Consider the following 21,690-nt stretch of genomic DNA (forward strand, 5'->3'; position numbering starts at 1 on the left):
GGCCTGATCGAAGTCGCCAGTGACGACCTGTACCAACGACACCCGCACGCGATTTTGGAAACCTTTGAACTGTACGAAAGCTCGGTCGGCATCAAAGGCTTGTCGGCCCGCACGCTGCGCGCTTTGTACAACGTGCGTCCGATCATGAACGGCAAGTTTCGCAGCGATCCAGTCAACCGCCAAACTTTTTTACGTATCCTGAAACAACCCCAGGGCCTGACGCATGCCATGCGCTTGATGAACCAGACCTCGGTCTTGGGGCGCTATTTGTGGGTGTTTCGCCGCATCGTGGGTCAAATGCAGCACGACCTGTTCCATGTCTACACGGTCGACCAACACATCTTGATGGTGCTGCGCAACGTGCGGCGCTTTTTCATGGCCGAACACGCCCATGAGTACCCGTTTTGCTCGCAGCTCGCTGCGGGCTGGGACAAACCCTGGATCTTGTACGCCGGTGCCTTGTTTCACGACATTGCCAAAGGCCGCGGCGGAGACCACTCGCAACTCGGGCGTGCCGAAGTACGGCGCTTTTGCAAAGACCACCGCATCGACAAAGACGATGCGGACTTGGTGGAGTTTTTGGTGTCCGAGCACCTCACCATGAGCCACATCGCCCAAAAGCAAGATCTGAGCGATCCCGATGTGATTCAGGGCTTTGCCAACCGTGTGGGCAACGAGCGCAACCTCACCGCGCTGTACTTGCTCACGGTGGCAGACATCCGCGGCACCAGCCCCAAAGTCTGGAACGCCTGGAAAAGCAAACTGCTCGAAGACCTCTACCGCTACACCTTGCGTGCCTTGGGTGGCAGAGCACCTGACCCAGACGCCGAAGTGGAGGCGCGCAAACGCGAAGCGCTCCACATGCTGGCTCTTTACGCACTGCCTTTTGAGGCGCACAAAGCGCTCTGGGACACCTTGGACGTGGGCTATTTCATGCGCCACGATGCATCTGACATTGCATGGCACACCCGACAGCTGTCACGCAGTTTGGCCCAGGCGAAAACCCAAGATAAATCGGTGGGTGTGATGGTGCGTGCCCGCATGTCGCCTGTGGGCGAAGGCCTGCAGGTGATGGTTTATTCCCCAGACCAAGTCGACTTGTTTGCCCGCATCTGTGGCTACTTTGACCAAGCCGGTTTCAACATCTTGGATGCCAAGGTCCACACAGCCAGCAATGGCTACGCCATCGACACCTTCCAAGTGGTGGCCTCGCGGTTGGAGGAACACTACCGCGATCTGATCAACATGGTGGAGACGGGCTTGGCCCAGGCCATCGATGCAGCAATCCCGTTGCCAGCACCCAGCCGGGGGCGCGTGTCTCGTCGCGTCAAGAGTTTTCCAATGGCGCCCCGCGTTTCGCTGCAACCCGACGAACGTGCCCAAAAATGGCTACTCAGCATTTCAGCCAGCGACCGCGCTGGCCTGCTCTACAGCGTGGCGCGGGTCTTGGCCAACCACAAGGTCAATTTGTTCTTGGCCAAAGTCAGCACCTTGGGTGAACGGGTGGAAGACACCTTTTTGATCGATGGCGCCGCCTTGCAACACAACAAATCGCAGCTGGCCATTGAGACGGAGTTGTTGGACGCGCTGCAGCAGGTTTGAGCGGGTTGCTTTCTCAGCCGGGATGCTTGTCAGAGCGCAAGCACGTCAGTCGTCGGCGCTGTCGAGTCCTGGAAACAAGACCTCTGTGAATCCAAACTTCGAAAAGTCACGCACGCGCATGGGGTAAAGCGTGCCCATCAGGTGGTCGCACTCGTGTTGCACCACGCGGGCATGAAAGCCCTCCACGGTGCGGTCAATGGTTTGCCCCAGGGTGTCAAATCCTTGGTAACGCAAACGCTGAAAACGAGGCACCACACCCCGCAGACCGGGGACCGACAAACAGCCTTCCCAACCATCTTCCAGCGCATCGCCCACAGGTGTGAGGCACGGGTTGATCAACACCGTGCGCGGCACCACAGGAGCGTCGGGATAGCGCGGATTGAACTCGCCCGAGCCAAAGATCACCACCTGCAGATCCACGCCAATTTGTGGTGCGGCCAAGCCAGCGCCATTGGCGTCCTGCATGGTGTCCTCCAAGTCTTGGATCAAGGCATGCAGATCGGGGGTGTTGAACTGAGCCACGGGTTGGGCAACGCGCAGCAGCCGCGCATCCCCCATTTTTAAAATCGTGCGTACCGCCATGTGTGTTTCTCTGTGCGACCTGGCCACTCAAGGCAGCGTTTGTTGACCGGCACTCGCCAGTACTGCATGTTCGCTGACCAGTGCCAACAAGCCCGCCTCGTCTAGCACCTTGATGCCCAGTTCCAGCGCTTTGTCCAGCTTGCTGCCTGCTTCGGCACCCGCCACCACGCAGTGGGTTTTCTTGCTCACGCTGCCTGCCACTTTGGCGCCCAAAGCTTCGAGCATCTCTTTGGCTTGGTCGCGGCTGAGGGTTGGCAAGGTACCGGTCAAGACAAAGGTCTGACCCATCAGCGGCAGGCTGGCCCCGGCAGTGGCTTCACCTTCTTGCCAATGCAGGCCACAGGCACGCAATTGCTCCACCACTTCGCGGTTGTGCGCTTGGTCAAAGAAGGTGCGCAAGCTCTGCGCCACGACGGGTCCGACATCGGCGACTTGCAACAATTGGTCGACGGTGGCGTCCATGATGGCGTCGAGCTTGCCAAAGTGACGCGCCAGTTCTTTGGCTGTGGCTTCGCCCACATGGCGAATGCCCAAGCCAAACAGAAAGCGCGGCAGCGTGGTCTGCTTGGATTTTTCAATGCTGGCCAACACGTTGTTGGCCGATTTTTCGGCCATGCGGTCCAAGCTTGCCAACGCGGTGAACCCCAAGCGGTAGAGGTCGGGCAAGGTGTTGACCACCCCGGCGTCCACCAGTTGCTCCACCAGCTTGTCGCCCAGGTCTTCTATTTCAACGGCACGACGGTGGGCAAAGTGCAGGATGGCTTGCTTGCGCTGTGCGCTGCAAAACAAGCCACCGGTGCAGCGGTGATCGGCTTCGTCTTCTTCGCGCACGGCGGCACTGCCGCACACCGGGCAGGTGGTGGGCATGGTGAAGATTTGCGCTTCATGCAAGCGCTTTTCAGCCATCACAGACACCACCTCTGGAATCACATCGCCGGCACGGCGCACCACCACGGTGTCACCCACCCGCACGTCTTTGCGGCGGGCTTCGGTCTCGTTGTGCAAGGTGGCATTGGTCACGGTGACCCCACCCACAAACACGGGCGCCAGCTTGGCCACGGGCGTGAGCTTGCCGGTACGCCCCACCTGCACTTCAATGGCTTGCACGGTGGTGAGTTGTTCTTGCGCTGGGTATTTGTGCGCAACGGCCCAACGCGGCTCGCGCGTGACAAAGCCGAGTTGACGCTGCCAGTCGAGACGGTTGACTTTGTAGACCACCCCATCGATGTCGAACGGCAGGGCGTCGCGTGCTTGCCCCATGCGCTGGTGAAATGCCACCAAGCCAGCCGCACCTTGTACCGTGCTGGTTTGTTCGGCCACCGGAAAGCCCCATTGACGCAAGGCCATCAGCAGCTCGTAGTGGGTGTCAAAGTGTGGCCCGCCTTCGGACTCGGGCGTCACTTCGCCCAGCCCATAGGCGAAAAAGCTCAAAGGACGCTCAGCGGCAATGGCGGGGTCCAGTTGACGCACCGCACCTGCCGCTGCATTGCGGGGGTTGACGAAGGTTTTTTCGCCCTTCATGCCTTGTGCAATGCGTGCGCGTTGGCGCTCGTTCAGCGCCTCAAAGTCGGCCCGTGCCATGTAGACCTCACCGCGTACTTCCAGCACCTCTGGGACGCGTAGACCGGGTTCGTCAAACAAGGAATCACCAGCCGGCGGGCTGTTGAGTTTGAGCGGAATTTGCCCAATGGTGCGGATGTTTTGCGTCACATCCTCGCCCATCTCGCCGTCGCCGCGCGTGGCCGCCTGCACCAGCACGCCGTGTTCATAGCGCAGGCTCATGGCCAGGCCGTCAAACTTCAGTTCTGCCACATAGTCCACCCAAGGGTCCGACTCGGTGAGGGACAGCTCTTTGCGAATGCGGGCATCAAAGGCTTCGGCCCCAGAGGCTTCGGTGTCGGTCTCGGTGCGAATGCTCAGCATGGGCATGGCATGACGCACGCTGACAAACGCATCCAAAGGTTGGCCGCCCACGCGCTGTGTGGGAGAGTCAGGGGTGATCAGCTCTGGATGAGCCGCTTCCAGGGCTTGCAACTCTTTGAAAAGGCGGTCGTATTCAGCGTCGGGAATCGTGGGTGCATCCAGCACGTAGTACAGATGGCCGTGGTGGTGCAACTGGGCTCGCAGTTGCGCAGCTCGGGCAGCGGGGGCGTTGATCGTCATAGGCCCGCAGCGGGCTTAACTGAACAAGCGTCGCGCCTGCGGCGACCCCGCCGACAAGTCGCGCGCATCCAGGGTGTCGTACAAGGCCAGCAAGTCTCGGGCAATGCCGCCAATGGCAGCTTCTGACAAACGCTGGCCGTTGTCGTCGGTCACCGTGCCATCCATCACTCGGGCCAACTCGTGGGCAGTTTGAACCATGCGCGCGAAGGGTTCTTCTTGGCGGTCCACTTGGGGCACGTCCAACGACAAGGTGAGTTCACGAATGGCCGACTGGGCGGGGTCTTCGGCCATCGCCGCTTGGGTGTCAAACATCAAACCCAGTACAGGGGGCAAGCCCACCGCAGGCGCGGGCACCACCATGCGGCCTGGTATCACGCCCGCCACAAAGCCCAAGCGCGCGGCGTTTTGTTGCACATAGCCCGGACTCCAGGCAGCCTTGGTGGCTTTGAGGGTGAAGCTCAGTTGCGCATCGTGGGCGCTGGCAAAGCTGTCGAGTTCACGCGCACGCGCCACCTCTTCCAGCATGTCCGGAAATTCAGGGGCGCCATTGATGGCGTCGGCAAAGCTTTGGGTTTTGACCACAAACTCTGAGAACTCAATCTCGTTGAGTGCGCCCATTCGGTTGGCCAATTGAACGCCAGCCTGGAAAGCGCTGTAGCGCTGGTTGTGACGGGGTTGCTCCCACAAACCAGACTCCGCATTCAAACCCTCTACCGTGAAGAGTTTGTTGCCCACGCGTCGGCTGGATGGCAATGCAGCCAACGTGGCTTCACCGGAGATGGGGCTGTCTATCTCAACGGCAGCCAAAACATCGATCAGCGCGTCGAGACTGGGGCGTTTTTCAATCGGCAAGGCCATGGAGGAGGCGTCGTCCATGACTTTGGCAATCATCGGTGCCATCCCGGGCTCGTGACTGTCTGCCGTGTGCTGCATGGCCCGCTGTGCGTTCACCCGGGCATCGGCGGCACGATCAGCGGCTTTTTCTGCCGCCAGACGTTGCAGCTCTACTTCGTCTGGCACACGCTGGGCATGTTGGGTCGCTTGTTGCATCATCACACGCGCCATGTCCGCCACCGGATCGTCACTGTGTGACGACGACCTGGCTTGAAGAGGCGCTTGCTCGGCGGGGAGACTGTCGTCGAAGGTGGGCTCTTGAGGCTGCTCCGCCGGGCCTGCATGCTGCGCAGAATGGGCGACCGGCTCTGGCAAGGGCTCAGCCTGACGCGGTTTGTTTTTGCGCGACGTCCAGGTGCTGTGGGCCACCACACCTGCCAACACCACGCCCCCGGCGATGGCTAAACCAATTTGAAGACTGCTCATGGGTTACTTTGAGGTCAAGCGGCTTCGACCATGGACACGGCCGACTCCATGTCAACGGCCACGATGCGAGAGACACCTTGCTCTTGCATGGTCACGCCGATGAGTTGTTCTGCCATTTCCATGGCGATCTTGTTGTGTGAAATAAAGAGGAACTGGGTCTCTTTGGACATGCTCGACACCAGCTTGGCATAGCGTTCGGTGTTGGCGTCGTCCAGCGGCGCATCCACCTCGTCCAGCAAGCAAAACGGTGCCGGGTTGAGCTGGAAAATAGCAAACACCAGCGCAATGGCTGTGAGCGCTTTTTCACCGCCCGACAGCAAGTGGATGGTCTGGTTTTTCTTGCCCGGTGGCTGGGCCATGACCTGCACGCCGGAATCCAAAATTTCTTCGCCGGTCATCACCAAACGCGCATTGCCCCCGCCAAACAGTTCGGGGAACATCTTGCCAAAGTGCTCGTTGACGATCTTGAAGGTGCCGCCCAGCAGTTCGCGGGTTTCGCCGTCGATCTTGCGGATTGCGTCCTCTAGGGTGTTCATGGCCTCGTTCAGGTCGGCCGACTGCGCGTCTAAAAAGGTCTTGCGTTCAGTGGCTGTGGCCAACTCGTCCAAGGCGGCCAGGTTGACAGCCCCCAAGGCCACCACCTCACGCTGCAGACGGTCGATCTCGGCTTGCAAGCCCCCCAAGCGCACGTGGTTGAGTTCGATGGACGCGGCCACAGCGGCCATATCGGCTTGTGCATCGAGGAGCAGCTGGGTGTATTGCTCCAGCCCCAAGCGGGCCGCTTGTTCTTTGAGCTGGAAGTCGGTGATGCGTTGACGCAAAGGCTCAAGCTCACGCTCCAGCTGCAAACGACGCTCATCGCTGGCACGCAGTTTGGTGGTCAAGTCGTCGTATTCGCTGCGTTTGGCACCCAAGGCGGCTTCGCGCTCAAGCTTGATGTTCAATGCATTTTGCAAGCCCGCTTGAGCCGCAGCATCCGTCAAGCGCGTCAGGTCTTCTTGTACGCGTTGTTCTTCCACCGCCACGTTGGCGGCCTGTTGGGTGGCCGTGTCGATGACGCGTTTGAGTTCGGCCTCGCGCGTGGCCAAGCTGCGCTGCGTGAATTGGGCTTCTTGGGCCTGGCGTTCTAGGCTGCGTTGTTGTTCGCGGCTGTCGTTCAAACGGCGTTCGGCGTTGATGACGGCTTCGTCCAACTGGGCATGGCGCTCTTGGCTGTCGGCCAATTGCATGTCGAGTTCTTCAAACCGTGCTTCGGCGTCCACGCGGCGCTCTTGCAACTCGGCCAATTGGGCTTCGACTTCGCCCAAGTCCCCGCTGATTTGTTCGCTGCGGGCGCGGGTTTGTTCAGCCAGTTGCGACAAACGCAAGGTCTCGACCTGCAAGGCGTGGGCGTTGGTTTGCGCCGCCGAGGCTTCGTTGCGAATGCTCACCAGGCGTTGCGAAGCGTCGCTGTAGGCGGCTTCGGCGCGCACCAGGGCGTGGCGGGCTTCGTCGCTGATCAGGGCTTGGGCCTTGGTGCTTTTGTCGAGGTTTTCAATTTCTTGCGCACGCGCCAGCAAGCCCGATTGCGCGCTGTCTTGGGCATAAAAGCTCACGCTGTGGGCGCTGATGGCGTGGCCCGTCGGCACATAAATCACCTGGCCAGGTTGCAAGCTGCTGCGCTTGGCCAGTGCTTCGTCCAGGTTGGGGGCGGTGAAGCATCCACTGAGCCAATCAACCAGCAGCGCTTTTTGACCCGCGTCGTTGAGGCGCAGCAGATCAGACAAACGTGGCAAAGACGCAGCAGGCTCCGGCACCGCCGCCAATGGGGGCGTGTAGAACGCCAGTTTGGCGGGAGGAGCGTCGTTGCTGAAAGACCGCACCATGTCCAATCGACTGACTTCCAGGGAGGCCATGCGTTCGCGCAAAGCGGCCTCCAGGGCGTTTTCCCAACCTGTGTCAATGTGGATGCGGCTCCACAACGCCTGCAAGCTGTCCAAGCCGTGTTTGACCAACCAAGGCTTGAGTTTGTCGTCAGTTTGCACTTTTTCTTGCAGGGCTTTGAGGGCTTCCAGACGGGCCGAGATATCGGCTTGCTTGGTCTGCTCAACGTTCACAGCTTGCTGAGCTTGGCGGCGCGCCTCATCCAACTCGGGCACGCTGGTTTGTAGGTCTTCCAGTTGCGCTGCGGTGACATCGGCCTGGGCCTGTGCTTCTTGCAACTGCGCTTGCAAATTGCTCAAACGGGCCTCGTCGGGGGAAGCCAAGGCATTGCGGTCGGCACTCAAACGCTCGTGGCGGGCGTTGAGGGCACGCGACTGTTCTTCGATGTTGCGTTGGTCAGCGGCCAGCACCTGGATGTGCTGCTGAACTTGCACCACGCTGGCGCGCTGTTCGTTGCTGCGTTGTTGGGCGGTGCGCAACGCTTCTTCGAGCTCGGGCAGTTGCATGGCTTGCTCTTCCACCTGCGCAGCCAAGAGCATGGCTTGCTCTTCACCGTTCAAAGCGTGTTCAGCCAACGTCTCAATTTCTTGCTGTGCTTGCTCGCTTTGCTGGGCCCAGTGGGCGGTTTGTTCTTTGATTTGCACCAAGCGGGCTTCAGCGCGTTGGCGCCCTTCCACCACAAAGCGGATCTCAGCTTCCAAGCGCCCGACTTCGGCGCTGGCTTCGTACAAGGCGCCTTGGGCTTGGTTGACTTGATCGCCCGCGGCGTAATGCGCTTGGCGCACGGTTTCCAGGTCAGCCTCGATGTGGCGCAAATCGGCAATGCGTGACTCGAGCTCGTTGACGGCTTTGTCAGCTTGGGTTTTGAGGCCCACTTGGTCAGCCTCTGCTTCAGCCCGGCGCAAGAACCACAGCTGTTGCTGCTTCAAAGTCACGTCGGCTTGCAGCGCGTGGTAACGGTTGGCCACCTCGGCTTGTTTTTCGAGTTTTTCCAGGTTGGCGTTGAGCTCGCGCAGGATGTCTTCTACGCGGGTCAGGTTTTCCCGCGTGTCGCTGAGGCGGTTTTCGGTTTCGCGTCGGCGCTCTTTGTATTTGGACACGCCTGCGGCTTCTTCCAAAAACAAGCGCAGTTCTTCGGGCTTGGATTCGATGATGCGGCTGATGGTGCCCTGGCCAATGATGGCGTAGGCGCGTGGGCCCAAACCGGTGCCCAAGAACACGTCTTGCACATCGCGGCGGCGCACTGGCTGGTTGTTGATGAAGTAACTGCTGGTGCCATCGCGGGTGAGCACGCGCTTGACGGCGATCTCGGCAAACTGGCTCCACTGGCCGCCAGCGCGGTGGTCGGCGTTGTCAAACACCAGTTCCACGCTGGAGCGGCTGGCCGCTTTGCGGGTGGTGGTGCCGTTGAAGATGACGTCTTGCATGGACTCGCCACGCAGCTCGCTGGCGCGACTTTCGCCCAGCACCCAGCGCACGGCATCCATGATGTTGGATTTGCCGCAACCGTTGGGGCCCACCACGCCGACCAACTGGCCGGGTAACAGGAAATTGGTGGGTTCCGCGAAAGACTTGAAACCCGATAACTTGATGGAATTCAGACGCACCGAAAGACCTCTTGAGGGAGAGGGGTGATCATAAACGGCTGGACCAAATGCGAACCTCGGCCAAGAGTGCCTCTAAATTGGGCAGGATCGATTGAAACCCCTCACGTGTGGCGTCCAAGGGTTGCTCACGGCTGTGTTGGTAGAGCTCGGCCACAGCTTGGGCCAAAGCGGGTGCTGAAAACAGTGACATGAAGCCCTTGAGGGCATGCAAAGAAAGCTCCACCTTCAAACCGTTGTTGGCCGCTAAGTTGCTTTGAATACTGGCCACTTCTTGGGACAGGCTGTGTTCAAAAGTAGCCATCAATTCGCGCATCTGGGCTTCATCCGCGGCAAATTCTTGGGCGCCGCTCAAATCAAGCCAGATAAAAGGGGGTGTGGTGAGGTTGTTCATAGGCGGGGCAGAGATAATAGCAGCCATGAATCCCTTGCTTTCTCGCCTCCAGCCCTATCCTTTTGAGCGGCTGAAACAGTTGTTTGCCCCCATCCAACCCAACCCAGCCTTCACGCCCATCAGCCTGGGCATCGGCGAGCCGCGCCATGCCACGCCGCCTTTGGTGTTAGATGCCTTGGCCCAGGCCACCCAAGCCTTGGCCGCTTACCCGGCCACCGCCGGCCTACCGGCCTTGCGAGAAGCTTGTGCCGAGTGGATGCAACGCCGTTACGGTGTGGTCCTGAATGCTGCCACCCAGGTGTTGCCGGTGAATGGCTCGCGCGAAGCCCTGTTTGCCTTCGCTCAAACCGTGATTGACCCCACACGGCAAACGCCCACGGTGGTTTGCCCCAATCCGTTTTACCAAATCTACGAAGGCGCAGCCTTGCTGGCGGGCGCTTCACCTTATTACGCGCCGAGCGACCCGGCCCTGAACTTCAACGTCAACTGGGGCAGCGTGCCCGACAGCGTGTGGGCCCACACCCAACTGCTGTTTGTCTGCTCGCCCGGCAACCCCACAGGGGCTGTCATGCCCTTGTCCGACTGGGAAAAACTGTTTGCCCTGAGCGACCGCTACGGTTTTGTGATTGCCAGCGACGAGTGTTACAGCGAGATTTACTTCCGCGAGGAGCCGCCTTTGGGCGGGCTAGAAGCCGCCCTCCAGCTGGGGCGTCACGATTTTAAAAATCTGGTGGCCTTCACCAGTTTGTCCAAACGCAGCAACGTGCCAGGCATGCGCAGCGGTTTTGTGGCGGGCGACGCCGCCATCTTGAAACAGTTTTTGCTCTACCGCACCTACCACGGCAGTGCCATGAGTGGCATGGTGCAAGCCGCCAGCGTGGCGGCTTGGAACGACGAGGCGCATGTGGTGGTCAACCGAGCCATGTACCGCGACAAATTTGCGGCCGTCACGCCCTTGTTGGCGCAGGTGATGGACGTGCGTTTGCCCGATGCAGGCTTTTATCTGTGGGCCGCAGTGCCAGGTGGCGATGACGTGGCGTTCGCACGGGATTTGCTGGCTCAATACAATGTGACCGTTTTGCCGGGCAGCTACTTGACGCGCGAAGGTCACTTCATTGGCGATGCCAAGGGCTTCAACCCCGGCGCCGGCCGAATTCGCATGGCCCTGGTGGCAGAAACCGCCGAATGCCTGGAAGCTGCGCAACGCATCGTGGCGTTCATCCGAAACACCAACCCTTCATCCACCTAAGAGAAGACAACCATGGCTCAACACCAAATCCAACACATCATCGACAACGCTTGGGACAACCGCGCCAACATCAACGCCACCAATGCCACCCACGAAGTGCGCGAAGCAGTGGACCACGTCATTGCTGAACTCAATGCCGGTCGCCTGCGCGTGGCCACCCGTGATGGCGTGGGCCAATGGACCACCCACCAATGGCTCAAGAAGGCTGTGTTGTTGAGCTTTCGTTTGAATGACAACGAAATCATCAAGGCGGGCGAGCTGGGCTTTTACGACAAAGTGAAAACCAAGTTCTCTCACCTCAGCGATGAAGACATGAAAGCCGCTGGTGTTCGCGTGGTGCCGCCCGCCGTGGCGCGTCGTGGCAGCTTCATTGCCTCGGGTGCGATCTTGATGCCTTCTTACGTGAACATCGGCGCTTACGTGGACTCTGGCACCATGGTCGACACCTGGGCCACCGTGGGCTCGTGCGCACAAATCGGCAAGAACGTGCACCTGTCGGGTGGCGTGGGCATTGGCGGCGTGTTGGAGCCCTTGCAGGCCAACCCCACCATCATCGAAGACAACTGCTTCATCGGCGCGCGCTCGGAAGTGGTGGAAGGCGTGATCATCGAAGAAAACTCCGTGCTGGGCATGGGCGTGTTCATCGGCCAAAGCACCCCCATCTTCGACCGTGCCACCGGCGAGATCAGCTATGGCCGTGTGGCCAGCGGTTCGGTCGTGGTCAGCGGCAACCTGCCGAAAACGGCCGCCAATGGCGCGCCTTACAGCATGTATGCCGCCATCGTGGTCAAGCGCGTGGACGCACAAACCCGATCCAAGACCAGCATCAACGACTTGTTGCGCGACTGATCGACTGTTCTGACAAAGCGCTCCCATGTCTCGCACGCTGCAACTCACTGAACAATTGATCTCCCGTCCCTCGGTGACTCCCGAGGACGCGGGTTGCTTGGATCTGATGGCAGCGCGCCTGAGGCCCCTGGGCTTTGCATGTGAGCGGCTCGACAGCGGGCCCGAGAGCTTTCGGGTGAGCAACCTGTGGGCGATTCGACGCAGCACACAGCCCAACGCCAAAACCCTGGTGTTCGCCGGTCACACCGATGTGGTGCCCACCGGCCCCATTGACCAGTGGTCCAGCGACCCCTTCACCCCGACCCACCGTGATGGCCTGCTGTACGGCAGAGGCAGCAGCGACATGAAGACGTCGCTGGCGGCCATGCTGGTGGCGTGTGAAGAGTTTGTGACCACGCAGTCAGCGCCTTTGATCAACATCGCCTTCTTGCTCACCAGCGACGAAGAGGGCCCTGCCGTGGATGGCACGGTCAAGGTCTGCGAAACCCTCAAAGCCCGCGGCGAAAAGTTGGATTGGTGCATCGTGGGCGAACCCACCTCGGTGCAACGCACGGGCGACATGATCAAAAACGGGCGCCGGGGCAGCATGAGCTGCAAGCTCACAGTCCAAGGTGTGCAAGGCCACATCGCCTACCCGCAACTGGCCAAAAATCCGATCCATGCTTTAGCCCCTGCCTTGGCCGATTTGGTGGCGATCGAATGGGACCGGGGCAACGAATTCTTCCCACCCACCAGTTGGCAAGTCAGCAACATCCACGCAGGCACGGGCGCGAGCAACGTGATACCGGGCACTTGCGTGGTTGACTTCAACTTTCGCTTTTGCACCGAGTCCACCCCCGAGCAGTTGCAGCAGCGCCTGTGTTCCGTGCTGGACCGACATGGCTTGCAGTACACATTGAGCTGGACCATCAGTGGCTTGCCCTTTCTCACACCACCAGGTGACTTGGTGGGCGCGGTGCAAACCGCCATCCGGGACGAAACCGGCATCGAGACCGAACTCTCCACCACGGGCGGCACCAGCGATGGTCGCTTCATCGCCCAGGTGTGCCCACAGGTGATTGAACTGGGCCCTTGCAATGCCACCATCCACAAGATCGACGAATGCGTGGCCGTGGCCGACATCGAACCTCTGAAAAACATTTACCGCCGCGTGCTGGAGCAGCTCAACGGCTTGGCCTCTGGCGCCCAAGCCTGATGACGTCTGCCCTCACCCTCAGTGCGCTGGTGGCCCTCAGCGCGCAACAGTTAAAGGTCGCCCATGCGGCAGGTCAACTCAGCTTTGGCCAAGGCACCACCAACGCCGACGATGAGGCCGCATGGTTGGTGTTGTGGCGACTCGGGTTGCCACTGGACATCGATTGGGGGGATCCAGCTTACGACGTGGCGCTGTCACCTCAGCAAGTCGCCGATGTGCAAGCCTTGATCCAACAACGCATTGATTCGCGCCAACCCGCGGCTTACCTCACGCAAGAAGCGTGGTTGCAGGGCGTGTCGTTCTACATTGACGAGCGCGCCATCGTGCCGCGCTCACTCATGGCCGAGGTCCTGGCTGAAGGCAGCATCGACCCCTGGTTAGATCCCCACACCACCCGCGTGCTTGATCTGTGCACGGGCAATGGCAGCCTAGGGATCCTGGCTGCCTTGGCGTTTCCGGACATCACCGTGGTCGGCTTGGATCTGTCCAAAGACGCGCTCGAGGTGGCTCACATCAACATCGAACGCCATGGTCTGCAAGCCCGCATGACGCTGGCCCAGTCCGATGGACTGCGTCAGGCCGAGGGACTGTTTGATTTGATTTTGTGCAACCCACCCTATGTGAACAGCCAAAGCATGGCCACTCTGCCCGCTGAGTTCAAGGCTGAGCCCGCCCTCGCGCTGGCCGGTGGCGACGACGGTATGGATTTCATCCGTCAATTGCTGCGCGACGCGCCCGCACACATGAGCGAACACGCGGTCTTGGTGCTTGAAATTGGCCACGAACGCGATCACTTTGAAGCAGCCTTTCCCCATTTAGATGTCGTGTGGCTATCGACCAGTGCTGGTGACGACCAGGTCTTACTCCTCACACACACCGCGTTAACGCAAGGCGCTCTCCCCCCATGATTACTTTGAAAAATGTCACCTTGCGCCGCAGCGCCAAGGTGTTGCTCGACAGTGCCTCGGTCACCCTCAATCCCGGAGAAAAAGTAGGCTTGGTCGGCCGCAACGGTGCGGGCAAGTCGTCGCTGTTTGCTTTACTGAATGGTGGCTTGCACGAAGATGCGGGCGAGTACTACATCCCCAGCCAGTGGCGCATGGGCCAGGTGGCCCAAGACATGCCCGAGACCGACCAAAGCGCCACCGAGTTTGTGATCGAAGGCGACACCGTGCTCACCGACGCGCGCATCGAGGTGGCCGCTGCCGAAGCCTCCGGCGACGGTGACCGCATGGGACACGCCTACATGGCGATGTACGACGCCGGAGAACACGATGCCGCCTCGCGAGCGCAAGCCTTGATCTTGGGTCTGGGTTTCAAAACCACGGAATTGCACAACCCGGTCAACAGTTTTTCAGGCGGCTGGCGCATGCGCTTGCAACTGGCGCGCGCCTTGATGTGCCCGAGCGATTTGCTGTTGCTCGACGAACCCACCAACCACTTGGACTTGGATGCTTTGGTGTGGCTCGAAGCCTGGCTCAAGCGCTACGAAGGCACGATGGTGGTGATCAGCCACGACCGTGAATTCTTGGATGCTGTGACCAATGTGACCTTGCACATCGACGCGGCCAAGTTGGTCCGCTACGGTGGCAACTACAGCAAGTTTGAAGACATGCGCGCCGAGCAAATGGAGCTGCAACAAAACGCGTTTTCCAAACAGCAAGACAAGATTGCCCACTTGCAAAAGTTCATCGCGCGCTTCAAGGCCAAAGCCAGCAAAGCCAAGCAGGCGCAAAGCCGGGTCAAAGCACTTGACCGCATGGAAAAAATTGCGCCGCTGTTGGCCGATGCCGACTTCAACTTCGAATTCAAAGAGCCTGCCAACTTGCCCAACCCCATGCTGTCCATGCAAGGCGTGAGCTTTGGCTACCCAGCGCCCGACGATGCGCCAGCGGGCACACCACCCACGGTGATTGTGCAAAACGTCAGCCGCTCGGTGCTGGCAGGACAACGCATTGGCATCTTGGGCGCCAACGGTCAGGGCAAATCAACCTTGGTCAAAACCATTGCGCGTGACTTGGCGGCCCTGGGCGGTGAAGTCACCGAAGGCAAAGGCCTGAACATTGGTTACTTTGCCCAACAGGAACTTGATGTGCTGCGCCCGGCGGACACGCCGCTGCAACACATGATTGATTTGGTCAAGAAACTCACCAGCGAAGGCAAGATTGCGGGCCAGGCCACCCGCGAGCAAGACCTGCGCAGCTTTTTGGGTCAATTCAATTTCAGCGGCGACATGGTCAAGCAGGCCGTGGGCAGCATGAGCGGTGGCGAGAAAGCCCGCTTGGTGCTGTGCATGCTGGTGTGGCAACGCCCCAACCTGCTGCTGATGGACGAGCCAACCAACCACTTGGACCTGGCCACCCGCGAGGCCTTGAGCATGGCGCTCAACGAGTTTGAAGGCACGGTGATGTTGGTCAGCCACGACCGCGCCTTGTTGCGCGCCGTGTGCGACGAGTTCTGGATGGTGTCGCGCGGTGGTGTGGCGCCCTTTGATGGCGACTTGGACGACTACCAGCGCTACTTGCTGGACGAAGCCAAGCGCTTGCGCGCCGAGGCCACAGCCGCTGCCAACTTGGCAGCGAAAGCACCTGTCTCTGTCAGCGTGTCTGCCCCTGCGGTGGCGGCAGTGCAAGCATCCCAAGCCAAAGCGCCGATCGCTTCGCGCGACCAACGCAAAGACGATGCCCAACAGCGCAAAGAGATCCATGAGAAAAAACGTCCGCTGAAAAAAGAGCAGGACGGCATTGAAAAAACCATGGCTACCCTGGAAGCTGAAAAGCAAAGCCTGCACGACAAGCTGGCCAGTACGCTGGCACCCGCTGAGATTGCAGAAGCGGGCAAACGCCTCAAGACCGTCGAAGACGAGTTGGCCGCACTGGAATTGCGTTGGCTAGAGCTGACCGAGGCGATGGAGCAACTCGAGAGCGCGGTTCACTGAAACTGGGTGGCACACCAGAGGATGGCGGGAAATGACGCCAACCAGGCCCAGAAAAAGCGGTTCAGGCCAAAGAACCAAAACACCAAGAAGTGAAACACCGCAGCCACGCCACAAAACAGCGTGGCGAGTTCGAGGCTGAGCAAGGCCAAGGGCGCGCAACACTCCCAGACGATGAAGGCCCACGCCCCCAACAGGGCCACGCCACGGTTGCGCAGCGGATGGCGGGGTGACAAAGGTCCGTGAATGGCGGCGTTCAAAAAAATGGTCATGGCTGCCCCACTGCGCCATTCGCGCCGCAGCAGTTTGACCCATCCCGACATAAAGTACGACGTGAGGGCTTGGATGGTGATGTACCACAGCCCGGCTTGCCAGCCCAACACCACATCGCCCCAAACCCCAACCACTTGCGCGATCAGCAAACCCGTCAACACCACCACCGTCAAAAAGTCGCTGCCGCCGTTGAAGGCCCCTCGCCAGCGGATCAACACCAAGACGTTGCTGGCAAACAGGCCCGCCACCAAGCCCAGCGAGCTGCCAGACAGCGCCAGCCACAGTGCAGCAGCCAAGCGCAAACACAGATGCACGCGATGCACCGCAGGTGCAAACACACCGTCCAGTGCCCGCCGCATCCAATCCTGTGGAATGTCGGCACGTTGCAGTGTCCATGACCACAGACCGTCGCTGGCGGTGGCTGGGCCCATGCGCAAAAACTCCAGCGTCTGAATGGCCAGGCTGAAGGCAAACAAGATTTCCAAGGCCCGAATAGCCAGCACCATGGGCGTGTCGATCAGCATGGCGCCACCGGTGCGGTCATCATCACTTGGGTATCGACCACGTGGGTGCGGTCTGACAATACCATGCGCAACTCAAACTGGTAGTGGTGCATGTCGGGGTGCTGGGCGCGCAGGACCTGCTGCGCCAGGCGCGACACCATGGCATAGGTCACCAGACCACGTGGATCTGCGTCGTCTGGCAAGTCATACAGATCGGCCCAAAAGTGGTCCACCAGATTTTGTTGGGCGAGCCCCAGGTTGGTGTCGGGGTTGTGCAGCAAATGAAACCAGCGTCGGGCACGACGTGGGTAAATCAACACCCAATCCGACCACGCGCTGTCACCGGCTTGGCTGAGCGTTGATGCGCGCGCGAACAACTGGGGCACATGGCCCACCGCATGAAAGAACTTCCAGTTAGGAAAAAAGGCACGCAGCAAAAAAAGCCAAGGGCCTTTGACGGTAGGGGTTTTGAAAACCAGCGTCGCCAATAAGACGACGAAATAAGCGGCAAACAAGACTTCGGTCATGCCCTTATTTTGCCGTCCAACCGCCCCCCAGAACCTTGTAAAGGTTGACCAAACTTTGCACCTGTTGGACTTGCGCCAGCACAGTGGCTTGTTGCGTGGCAAACAGCGAACGTTTGGCATCGAGCAACTCCAAGGCGTTGGAGGCACCCTGGGTGTAGCGCAGGTCGGTGAGTTGCAAGCGTGTTTCTTCAGCTGCAAGTTGTGCGCTTTGGGCACGCACCTGTTCGTTGTAGGTGTCACGTGCAACCAAGGCGTCGGAGACTTCACGAAAGCCCACTTGGATGGTTTTTTCGAACTGCACCACGGCGATGTCTCGGCCCACTTTGGCAGCGTCTAGGTTGGCTTGGTTACGACCGGCATCAAAGATGGGCATCAACACTTGTGGCGTGAACGACCACGCAGCGCTGCCATTGTTGAACAAGCTGTTCATTTCACCGCTGACCAAACCAGCGCTGCCCGTCAAGCTGATGCGCGGAAAAAAGGCGGCGCGTGCAGCACCTATGTTGGCGTTGTTGGCCAGCAGCAGTTGTTCGGCTTGACGCACATCGGGGCGGCGCAACAGCAACTCTGCGGGTGTGCCTGCGGGCAAGTCGGGCAGCAAAGCTTGTTGTGTCAGTGGCAAGCCCTCGGGCAAATCGGCGGGCAGGCTTTGGCCGAGCAACAAGACCAGTGCGTTGTTGTCTTGCGCGCGCTGACGGTTGAATTGTGCCAAGCTGGCTTTGGCACCTTCCAACAAGGATTGGGCCAAGCTCAGCTCAAGCTGCGACGCAGCTTCGTTGTTGAACTTGAGCTGCGTGAGTCGCAGCGACGTTTCGCGTGACGCCACGGTGTCACGGGCAATCTGCAGCAAGGCCTCATCGGCACGCACATTCAAGTAGGCATTGGCCACTGAGGCGACCAGGGCAATGTGCACGGTTTTGCGCGCTTCTTCGCTGGCCAACAACTGGGCTTGTGCAGCCTGACTCAAGGCGCGCACGCGACCAAACAAGTCCACCTCGTAAGAGGTCACACTCAAGCCAGCGGTGAAGGTGCTGGTGATGCTGGCCGATGAATTTGGGACGCGTGAACCGGTGACACCGGCATTGACGGTAGGCAGCTCATCGGCACGTTTGACTTGGAGTAAGGCACGCGTTTGCTCGATGTTGAGCACCGCCACACGCAGGTCGCGGTTGTTTTGCAACGCCAGTTCAATCAAGCGTTGCAGGCGTCTGTCTCTGAAAAAATCTTGCCAAGCGATATCAGCCGCTCCCGCACGTGGGTCAACAGAAGCACGGGCGGTTGCATCGGCAAATTGAGCGGGCACGGGAGCCTCAGGTCGTTCGTACTTTGGAATCAAGCTACAAGCTGTCAAACCCAAAACGGCGATGACACCAGTGGCCCAGCACAGGATGGGCATGCGTCTCAAGGTCTGATCAGTCATGCGTGTCGACTCCAATTTGATGGCCATGTTCCGCATCGAATCGATGTTGACGTTCGCTGCCTTTGAAGATGCTGCGCACCACCACGAAAAAGATGGGTACAAAAAACACCGCCAAAACCGTGCCCAACAAGCTGCCACCAATGACGCCTGTTCCGATGGCACGTTGGCTGGCAGAGCCTGCACCGCTGGCAATGGCCAGAGGCAGAACACCCAACATGAACGCCATGGAAGTCATCAAGATGGGGCGAAAACGCATGTGGGCCGCAGCCAGCGCGGCGTCCACCAAACTGTGTCCCTGCGCGTGCAAGTCTTTGGCAAACTCGATGATCAAAATGGCATTTTTGGCAGACAAGCCAATGATGGTGATCAATCCAACCTGGAAGTAGACATCGTTGGCATAGCCACGCATCCACGTGGCCAGCACCACCCCCAACACCCCCAAGGGCACCACCAAAATCACCGACAGGGGGATTGACCAGCTTTCGTACAAAGCCGCCAAACACAAGAAAACGGCCAGCACGGCAAAGCCGTACAAGATGACGGCTTGTGATCCCGCCAATTTTTCTTCGCGCGATTGCCCTGTCCACTCAAAAGCAAAACCTTCAGGCAGTTGGGTCATGAGTCGTTCCATCTCCTCCATGGCAGCGCCAGAGCTGTAACCAGGCGCAGCCGAACCGCCAATGCGCATGGCAGGGTAACCGTTGTAACGCACGGTTTGCATGGCGCCCTTGATCCAGCGCGTGCTGGCAAATGCCGACATGGGCACCGGTTTGCCTTGCGCATTGGGTACCGTCACGCGCATCAACTCATGGGGCTGCATACGCGCCGAGGTGTCAGCTTGCACCACCACCCGCTGCAAGCGGCCCTGGTTCGGAAAGTCGTTGATGTAGGCCGAACCCAAGGCGGTTGAGAGGGTGGTGTTGATGGCATCAAAGTTCACACCCAAAGCATTGGCTTTGTCACGGTCAATGTCGATTTGCAATTGCGGCGCATCTTCCAAACCATCAGGACGGATTTGTGTCAACACAGGGCTCTTAGATGCCAGGCCAAGCAGTTGGTTGCGCGCCGCGACCAACGCGTCGTGCCCTTTGCCTGCGCGGTCTTGCAAGCGGAAAGTAAAGCCTGAGGCCGTGCCCAACTCAGGAATGGGCGGTGGACTCAAAGGAAAGATGAACGCATCACGTACGCCCATGAGTGCCCCAAACGCACGACCTGCCAGGGCTTGCGCCGACTGCATGGGGCCAGAACGTTCGGCCCAATCCTTGAGGGTGACAAAAGCCAGGCCTGCGTTTTGCCCTTGGCCTGAAAAGCTGAATCCCAAAATGCCCACCATGCTTTGCACTTCGGGCTGCTTCAGGACAAAGCCCTCGACCTGCTCCATCACAGCCTGGGTGCGTTGTTGGGTGGCACCGGGTGGCAACTGTACGTTGACCAAAATATTGCCCTGGTCTTCGCCGGGCAAGAAAGACGTAGGCAGACGCTGGTACATCACCACCACGGCCACGATGATGGCCAAATAAATCAGCAAATAGCGCGCCGCCCGCTGGAGCATGCGAGCGACCCAACTTTCGTAGTTTTTGGCAGTGCGCGTGAAACCTCGGTTGAACCAACCAAAGAATCCGGTCTTGGCATGGTGGTGTCCAGCTTCCACCGGTTTGAGCAAGGTGGCGCACAAGGCTGGGGTGAGCGACAAAGCCATGAAGGCAGAGAACGCGATGGAGCTCACCATGACGGCAGAAAACTGGCGGTAAATGTTGCCCACTGAACCTTTGAAAAAGGCCAAGGGCACAAACACCGCAATCAACACCACGGTCACCCCGATGATGGCGCCTGAGATTTGACCCATGGCCTTGCGGGTGGCGACCAGAGGGTCTAGCCCCTCCTCGCTCATGATGCGCTCGACGTTCTCCACCACCACGATGGCGTCATCCACCACGATGCCAATCACCAACACCATGCCGAACATGGTCAACACGTTGATGGAGAAGCCCAAGGCCATCAGCGTGGCAAAACTGCCCATCAATGCCACGGGAACAACAATGGTGGGAATGATGGTGTAGCGGAAGTTCTGCAAGAACAAATACATCACCAAGAACACCAAGACGATGGCCTCGACCAAGGTTTCAGCCACTTGGGCGATGGAGATTTTGACGAAGCGTGAGCTGTCGTATGGAATGCTCCAATGAACCCCTTTCGGAAAATAAGCCTCCAACTCAGCCATCCGGTCTCGTACGGCTTTGGCTGCCGCCATGGCGTTGCCTGTGGGCGAGAGTTGAACACCGATACCGGCGGCGGGCTTGCCATTCAAACGCGCGGATGTGGCGTAGGTTTGCGCGCCCAATTCAATCCGGGCTACGTCCTTCAAACGAACCGCCGAACCATCGGTGTTGGCACGCAAGATGATGTTGGCAAACTGTTCCACGCTGTTGAGTTGGCCATCCACCACCACGGTCGCCGACATGGATTGGGTGTTGACGTTGGGTAAGTCACCCATGGTGCCCGAGGACACTTGCGCGTTCTGCGCACGAATGGCATTGTTCACGTCACCCGCCGACAAATTGAAACCCGTCAACTTGGCAGGATCAATCCAAATGCGCATGGCCCGCTCGGTGCCAAACAATTGGGCTTGTCCCACACCTGGCAGGCGTTGAATTTCGGGCAGCACGTTGCGAGAGGCGAAGTCGCCCAAAGCCACGATGTCAAAGTCAGGCGTGTCCGAAGACAGCATGATGAAGACCAAAAAATTGGTGCGCGTTTTTTCAACCCGAACGCCTTGTTGGGTGACGGCTGCTGGCAATCGAGGTGCTGCGCGTGAGAGCCTATTTTGCACATCGACCTGTGCGAGATCGGGGTTGGTGCCGGGTTCAAAGCTGATGCTGATCGTGCCAGTGCCGTTGGCTTGGGCGACCGACTCCATGTAGATCATGCCTGGCGAGCCGTTCATTTCGCGCTCGATCACGCTGAACACGCTGTCTTCCAGTGTTTGGGCCGAGGCACCTGGATAACCCGCCGTGATCAAGATCGACGGCGGAGCCACCGGCGGGTATTGAGAAACTGGCAACTGCGTGATGGCCAGGCCGCCCAGCCCCAAAATGAAAAGCGAGATCACCCATGCAAAGATGGGACGGTTGATGAAGAACTGCGCCATGGC

The 21,690-nt window shown here is 59.4% G+C and carries 15 protein-coding genes; 6 read left to right on the forward strand and 9 right to left on the reverse strand.

All coding sequences use genetic code 11. From position 1 onward, the window contains the following. On the forward strand, positions 1-1,602 hold a 1,602-nt coding region (locus ACKWJN_RS05155), incomplete at its 5' end, for an HD domain-containing protein (protein WP_408595139.1). Positions 1,603-1,647: 45 nt separating this feature from the next. Here the strand turns inward: ACKWJN_RS05155 and ACKWJN_RS05160 are convergent. Genes ACKWJN_RS05160 through ACKWJN_RS05180 form a run of 5 tightly spaced genes read right to left on the reverse strand, consistent with a single transcriptional unit; the run spans position 1,648 to position 9,615 of the window. Then, complete coding sequence (locus ACKWJN_RS05160; protein ID WP_408595141.1) at positions 1,648-2,184, reverse strand: peptide deformylase; 537 nt, start codon at positions 2,182-2,184, stop codon at positions 1,648-1,650. A gap of 27 nt (positions 2,185-2,211) precedes the next feature. Beyond that, on the reverse strand, positions 2,212-4,347 hold the full coding sequence (gene ligA, locus ACKWJN_RS05165; protein ID WP_408595143.1) for an NAD-dependent DNA ligase LigA: 2,136 nt from the start codon (positions 4,345-4,347) through the stop codon (positions 2,212-2,214). Between the two features lie 15 nt (positions 4,348-4,362). Then, positions 4,363-5,667: a cell division protein ZipA C-terminal FtsZ-binding domain-containing protein gene (locus tag ACKWJN_RS05170; protein ID WP_408595144.1), complete on the reverse strand. Its 1,305-nt coding sequence runs from the start codon at positions 5,665-5,667 to the stop codon at positions 4,363-4,365. A gap of 14 nt (positions 5,668-5,681) precedes the next feature. After that, positions 5,682-9,197, reverse strand: a complete 3,516-nt coding sequence (gene smc, locus ACKWJN_RS05175; protein WP_408595146.1) for a chromosome segregation protein SMC — start codon at positions 9,195-9,197, stop codon at positions 5,682-5,684. Between the two features lie 28 nt (positions 9,198-9,225). Next, positions 9,226-9,615: an Hpt domain-containing protein gene (locus tag ACKWJN_RS05180; protein WP_408595148.1), complete on the reverse strand. Its 390-nt coding sequence runs from the start codon at positions 9,613-9,615 to the stop codon at positions 9,226-9,228. On the opposite strand from ACKWJN_RS05180, the gene dapC reads away from it, so the two are divergent. Genes dapC through ACKWJN_RS05205 form a run of 5 tightly spaced genes read left to right on the forward strand, consistent with a single transcriptional unit; the run spans position 9,614 to position 15,819 of the window. Next, on the forward strand, positions 9,614-10,837 hold the full coding sequence (gene dapC / locus ACKWJN_RS05185; RefSeq protein ID WP_408595150.1) for a succinyldiaminopimelate transaminase: 1,224 nt from the start codon (positions 9,614-9,616) through the stop codon (positions 10,835-10,837). The two genes, ACKWJN_RS05180 and dapC, sit on opposite strands and share 2 nt — an antisense overlap. Positions 10,838-10,849: 12 nt before the next feature. Continuing rightward, on the forward strand, positions 10,850-11,686 hold the full coding sequence (gene dapD, locus ACKWJN_RS05190; RefSeq protein ID WP_408595152.1) for a 2,3,4,5-tetrahydropyridine-2,6-dicarboxylate N-succinyltransferase: 837 nt from the start codon (positions 10,850-10,852) through the stop codon (positions 11,684-11,686). A gap of 25 nt (positions 11,687-11,711) precedes the next feature. Further along, on the forward strand, positions 11,712-12,881 hold the full coding sequence (gene dapE, locus ACKWJN_RS05195) for a succinyl-diaminopimelate desuccinylase (RefSeq protein WP_408595154.1): 1,170 nt from the start codon (positions 11,712-11,714) through the stop codon (positions 12,879-12,881). Continuing rightward, positions 12,881-13,789 (forward strand): 50S ribosomal protein L3 N(5)-glutamine methyltransferase, encoded by a 909-nt coding sequence (gene prmB / locus ACKWJN_RS05200; protein ID WP_408595156.1) that lies wholly within the window; start codon positions 12,881-12,883, stop codon positions 13,787-13,789. Before dapE ends, prmB begins: the two co-directional genes overlap by 1 nt. After that, positions 13,786-15,819, forward strand: a complete 2,034-nt coding sequence (locus ACKWJN_RS05205; protein ID WP_408595157.1) for an ABC-F family ATP-binding cassette domain-containing protein — start codon at positions 13,786-13,788, stop codon at positions 15,817-15,819. The genes prmB and ACKWJN_RS05205 overlap by 4 nt, the downstream gene beginning before the upstream one ends. Here the strand turns inward: ACKWJN_RS05205 and ACKWJN_RS05210 are convergent. The 4 genes from ACKWJN_RS05210 to ACKWJN_RS05225 are packed head-to-tail and all read right to left on the reverse strand — an operon-like array spanning position 15,813 to position 21,687. Further along, entirely contained in the window at positions 15,813-16,613 is an 801-nt protein-coding gene (locus ACKWJN_RS05210) for a hypothetical protein (RefSeq protein ID WP_408595159.1), read from the reverse strand. The two genes, ACKWJN_RS05205 and ACKWJN_RS05210, sit on opposite strands and share 7 nt — an antisense overlap. Then, positions 16,607-17,119, reverse strand: coding sequence for a hypothetical protein (locus tag ACKWJN_RS05215; RefSeq protein ID WP_408595161.1), 513 nt, complete (start codon positions 17,117-17,119; stop codon positions 16,607-16,609). The genes ACKWJN_RS05210 and ACKWJN_RS05215 overlap by 7 nt, the downstream gene beginning before the upstream one ends. 4 nt (positions 17,120-17,123) lie before the next feature. After that, complete coding sequence (locus ACKWJN_RS05220; RefSeq protein WP_408595163.1) at positions 17,124-18,539, reverse strand: efflux transporter outer membrane subunit; 1,416 nt, start codon at positions 18,537-18,539, stop codon at positions 17,124-17,126. Continuing rightward, on the reverse strand, positions 18,532-21,687 hold the full coding sequence (locus tag ACKWJN_RS05225) for an efflux RND transporter permease subunit (RefSeq protein ID WP_408595165.1): 3,156 nt from the start codon (positions 21,685-21,687) through the stop codon (positions 18,532-18,534). Before ACKWJN_RS05225 ends, ACKWJN_RS05220 begins: the two co-directional genes overlap by 8 nt. Positions 21,688-21,690: the final 3 nt, after the last annotated feature.

Origin of the sequence: Limnohabitans sp. (assembly GCF_046052825.1) — a bacterium.
GTDB lineage: Bacteria > Pseudomonadota > Gammaproteobacteria > Burkholderiales > Burkholderiaceae_C > Limnohabitans.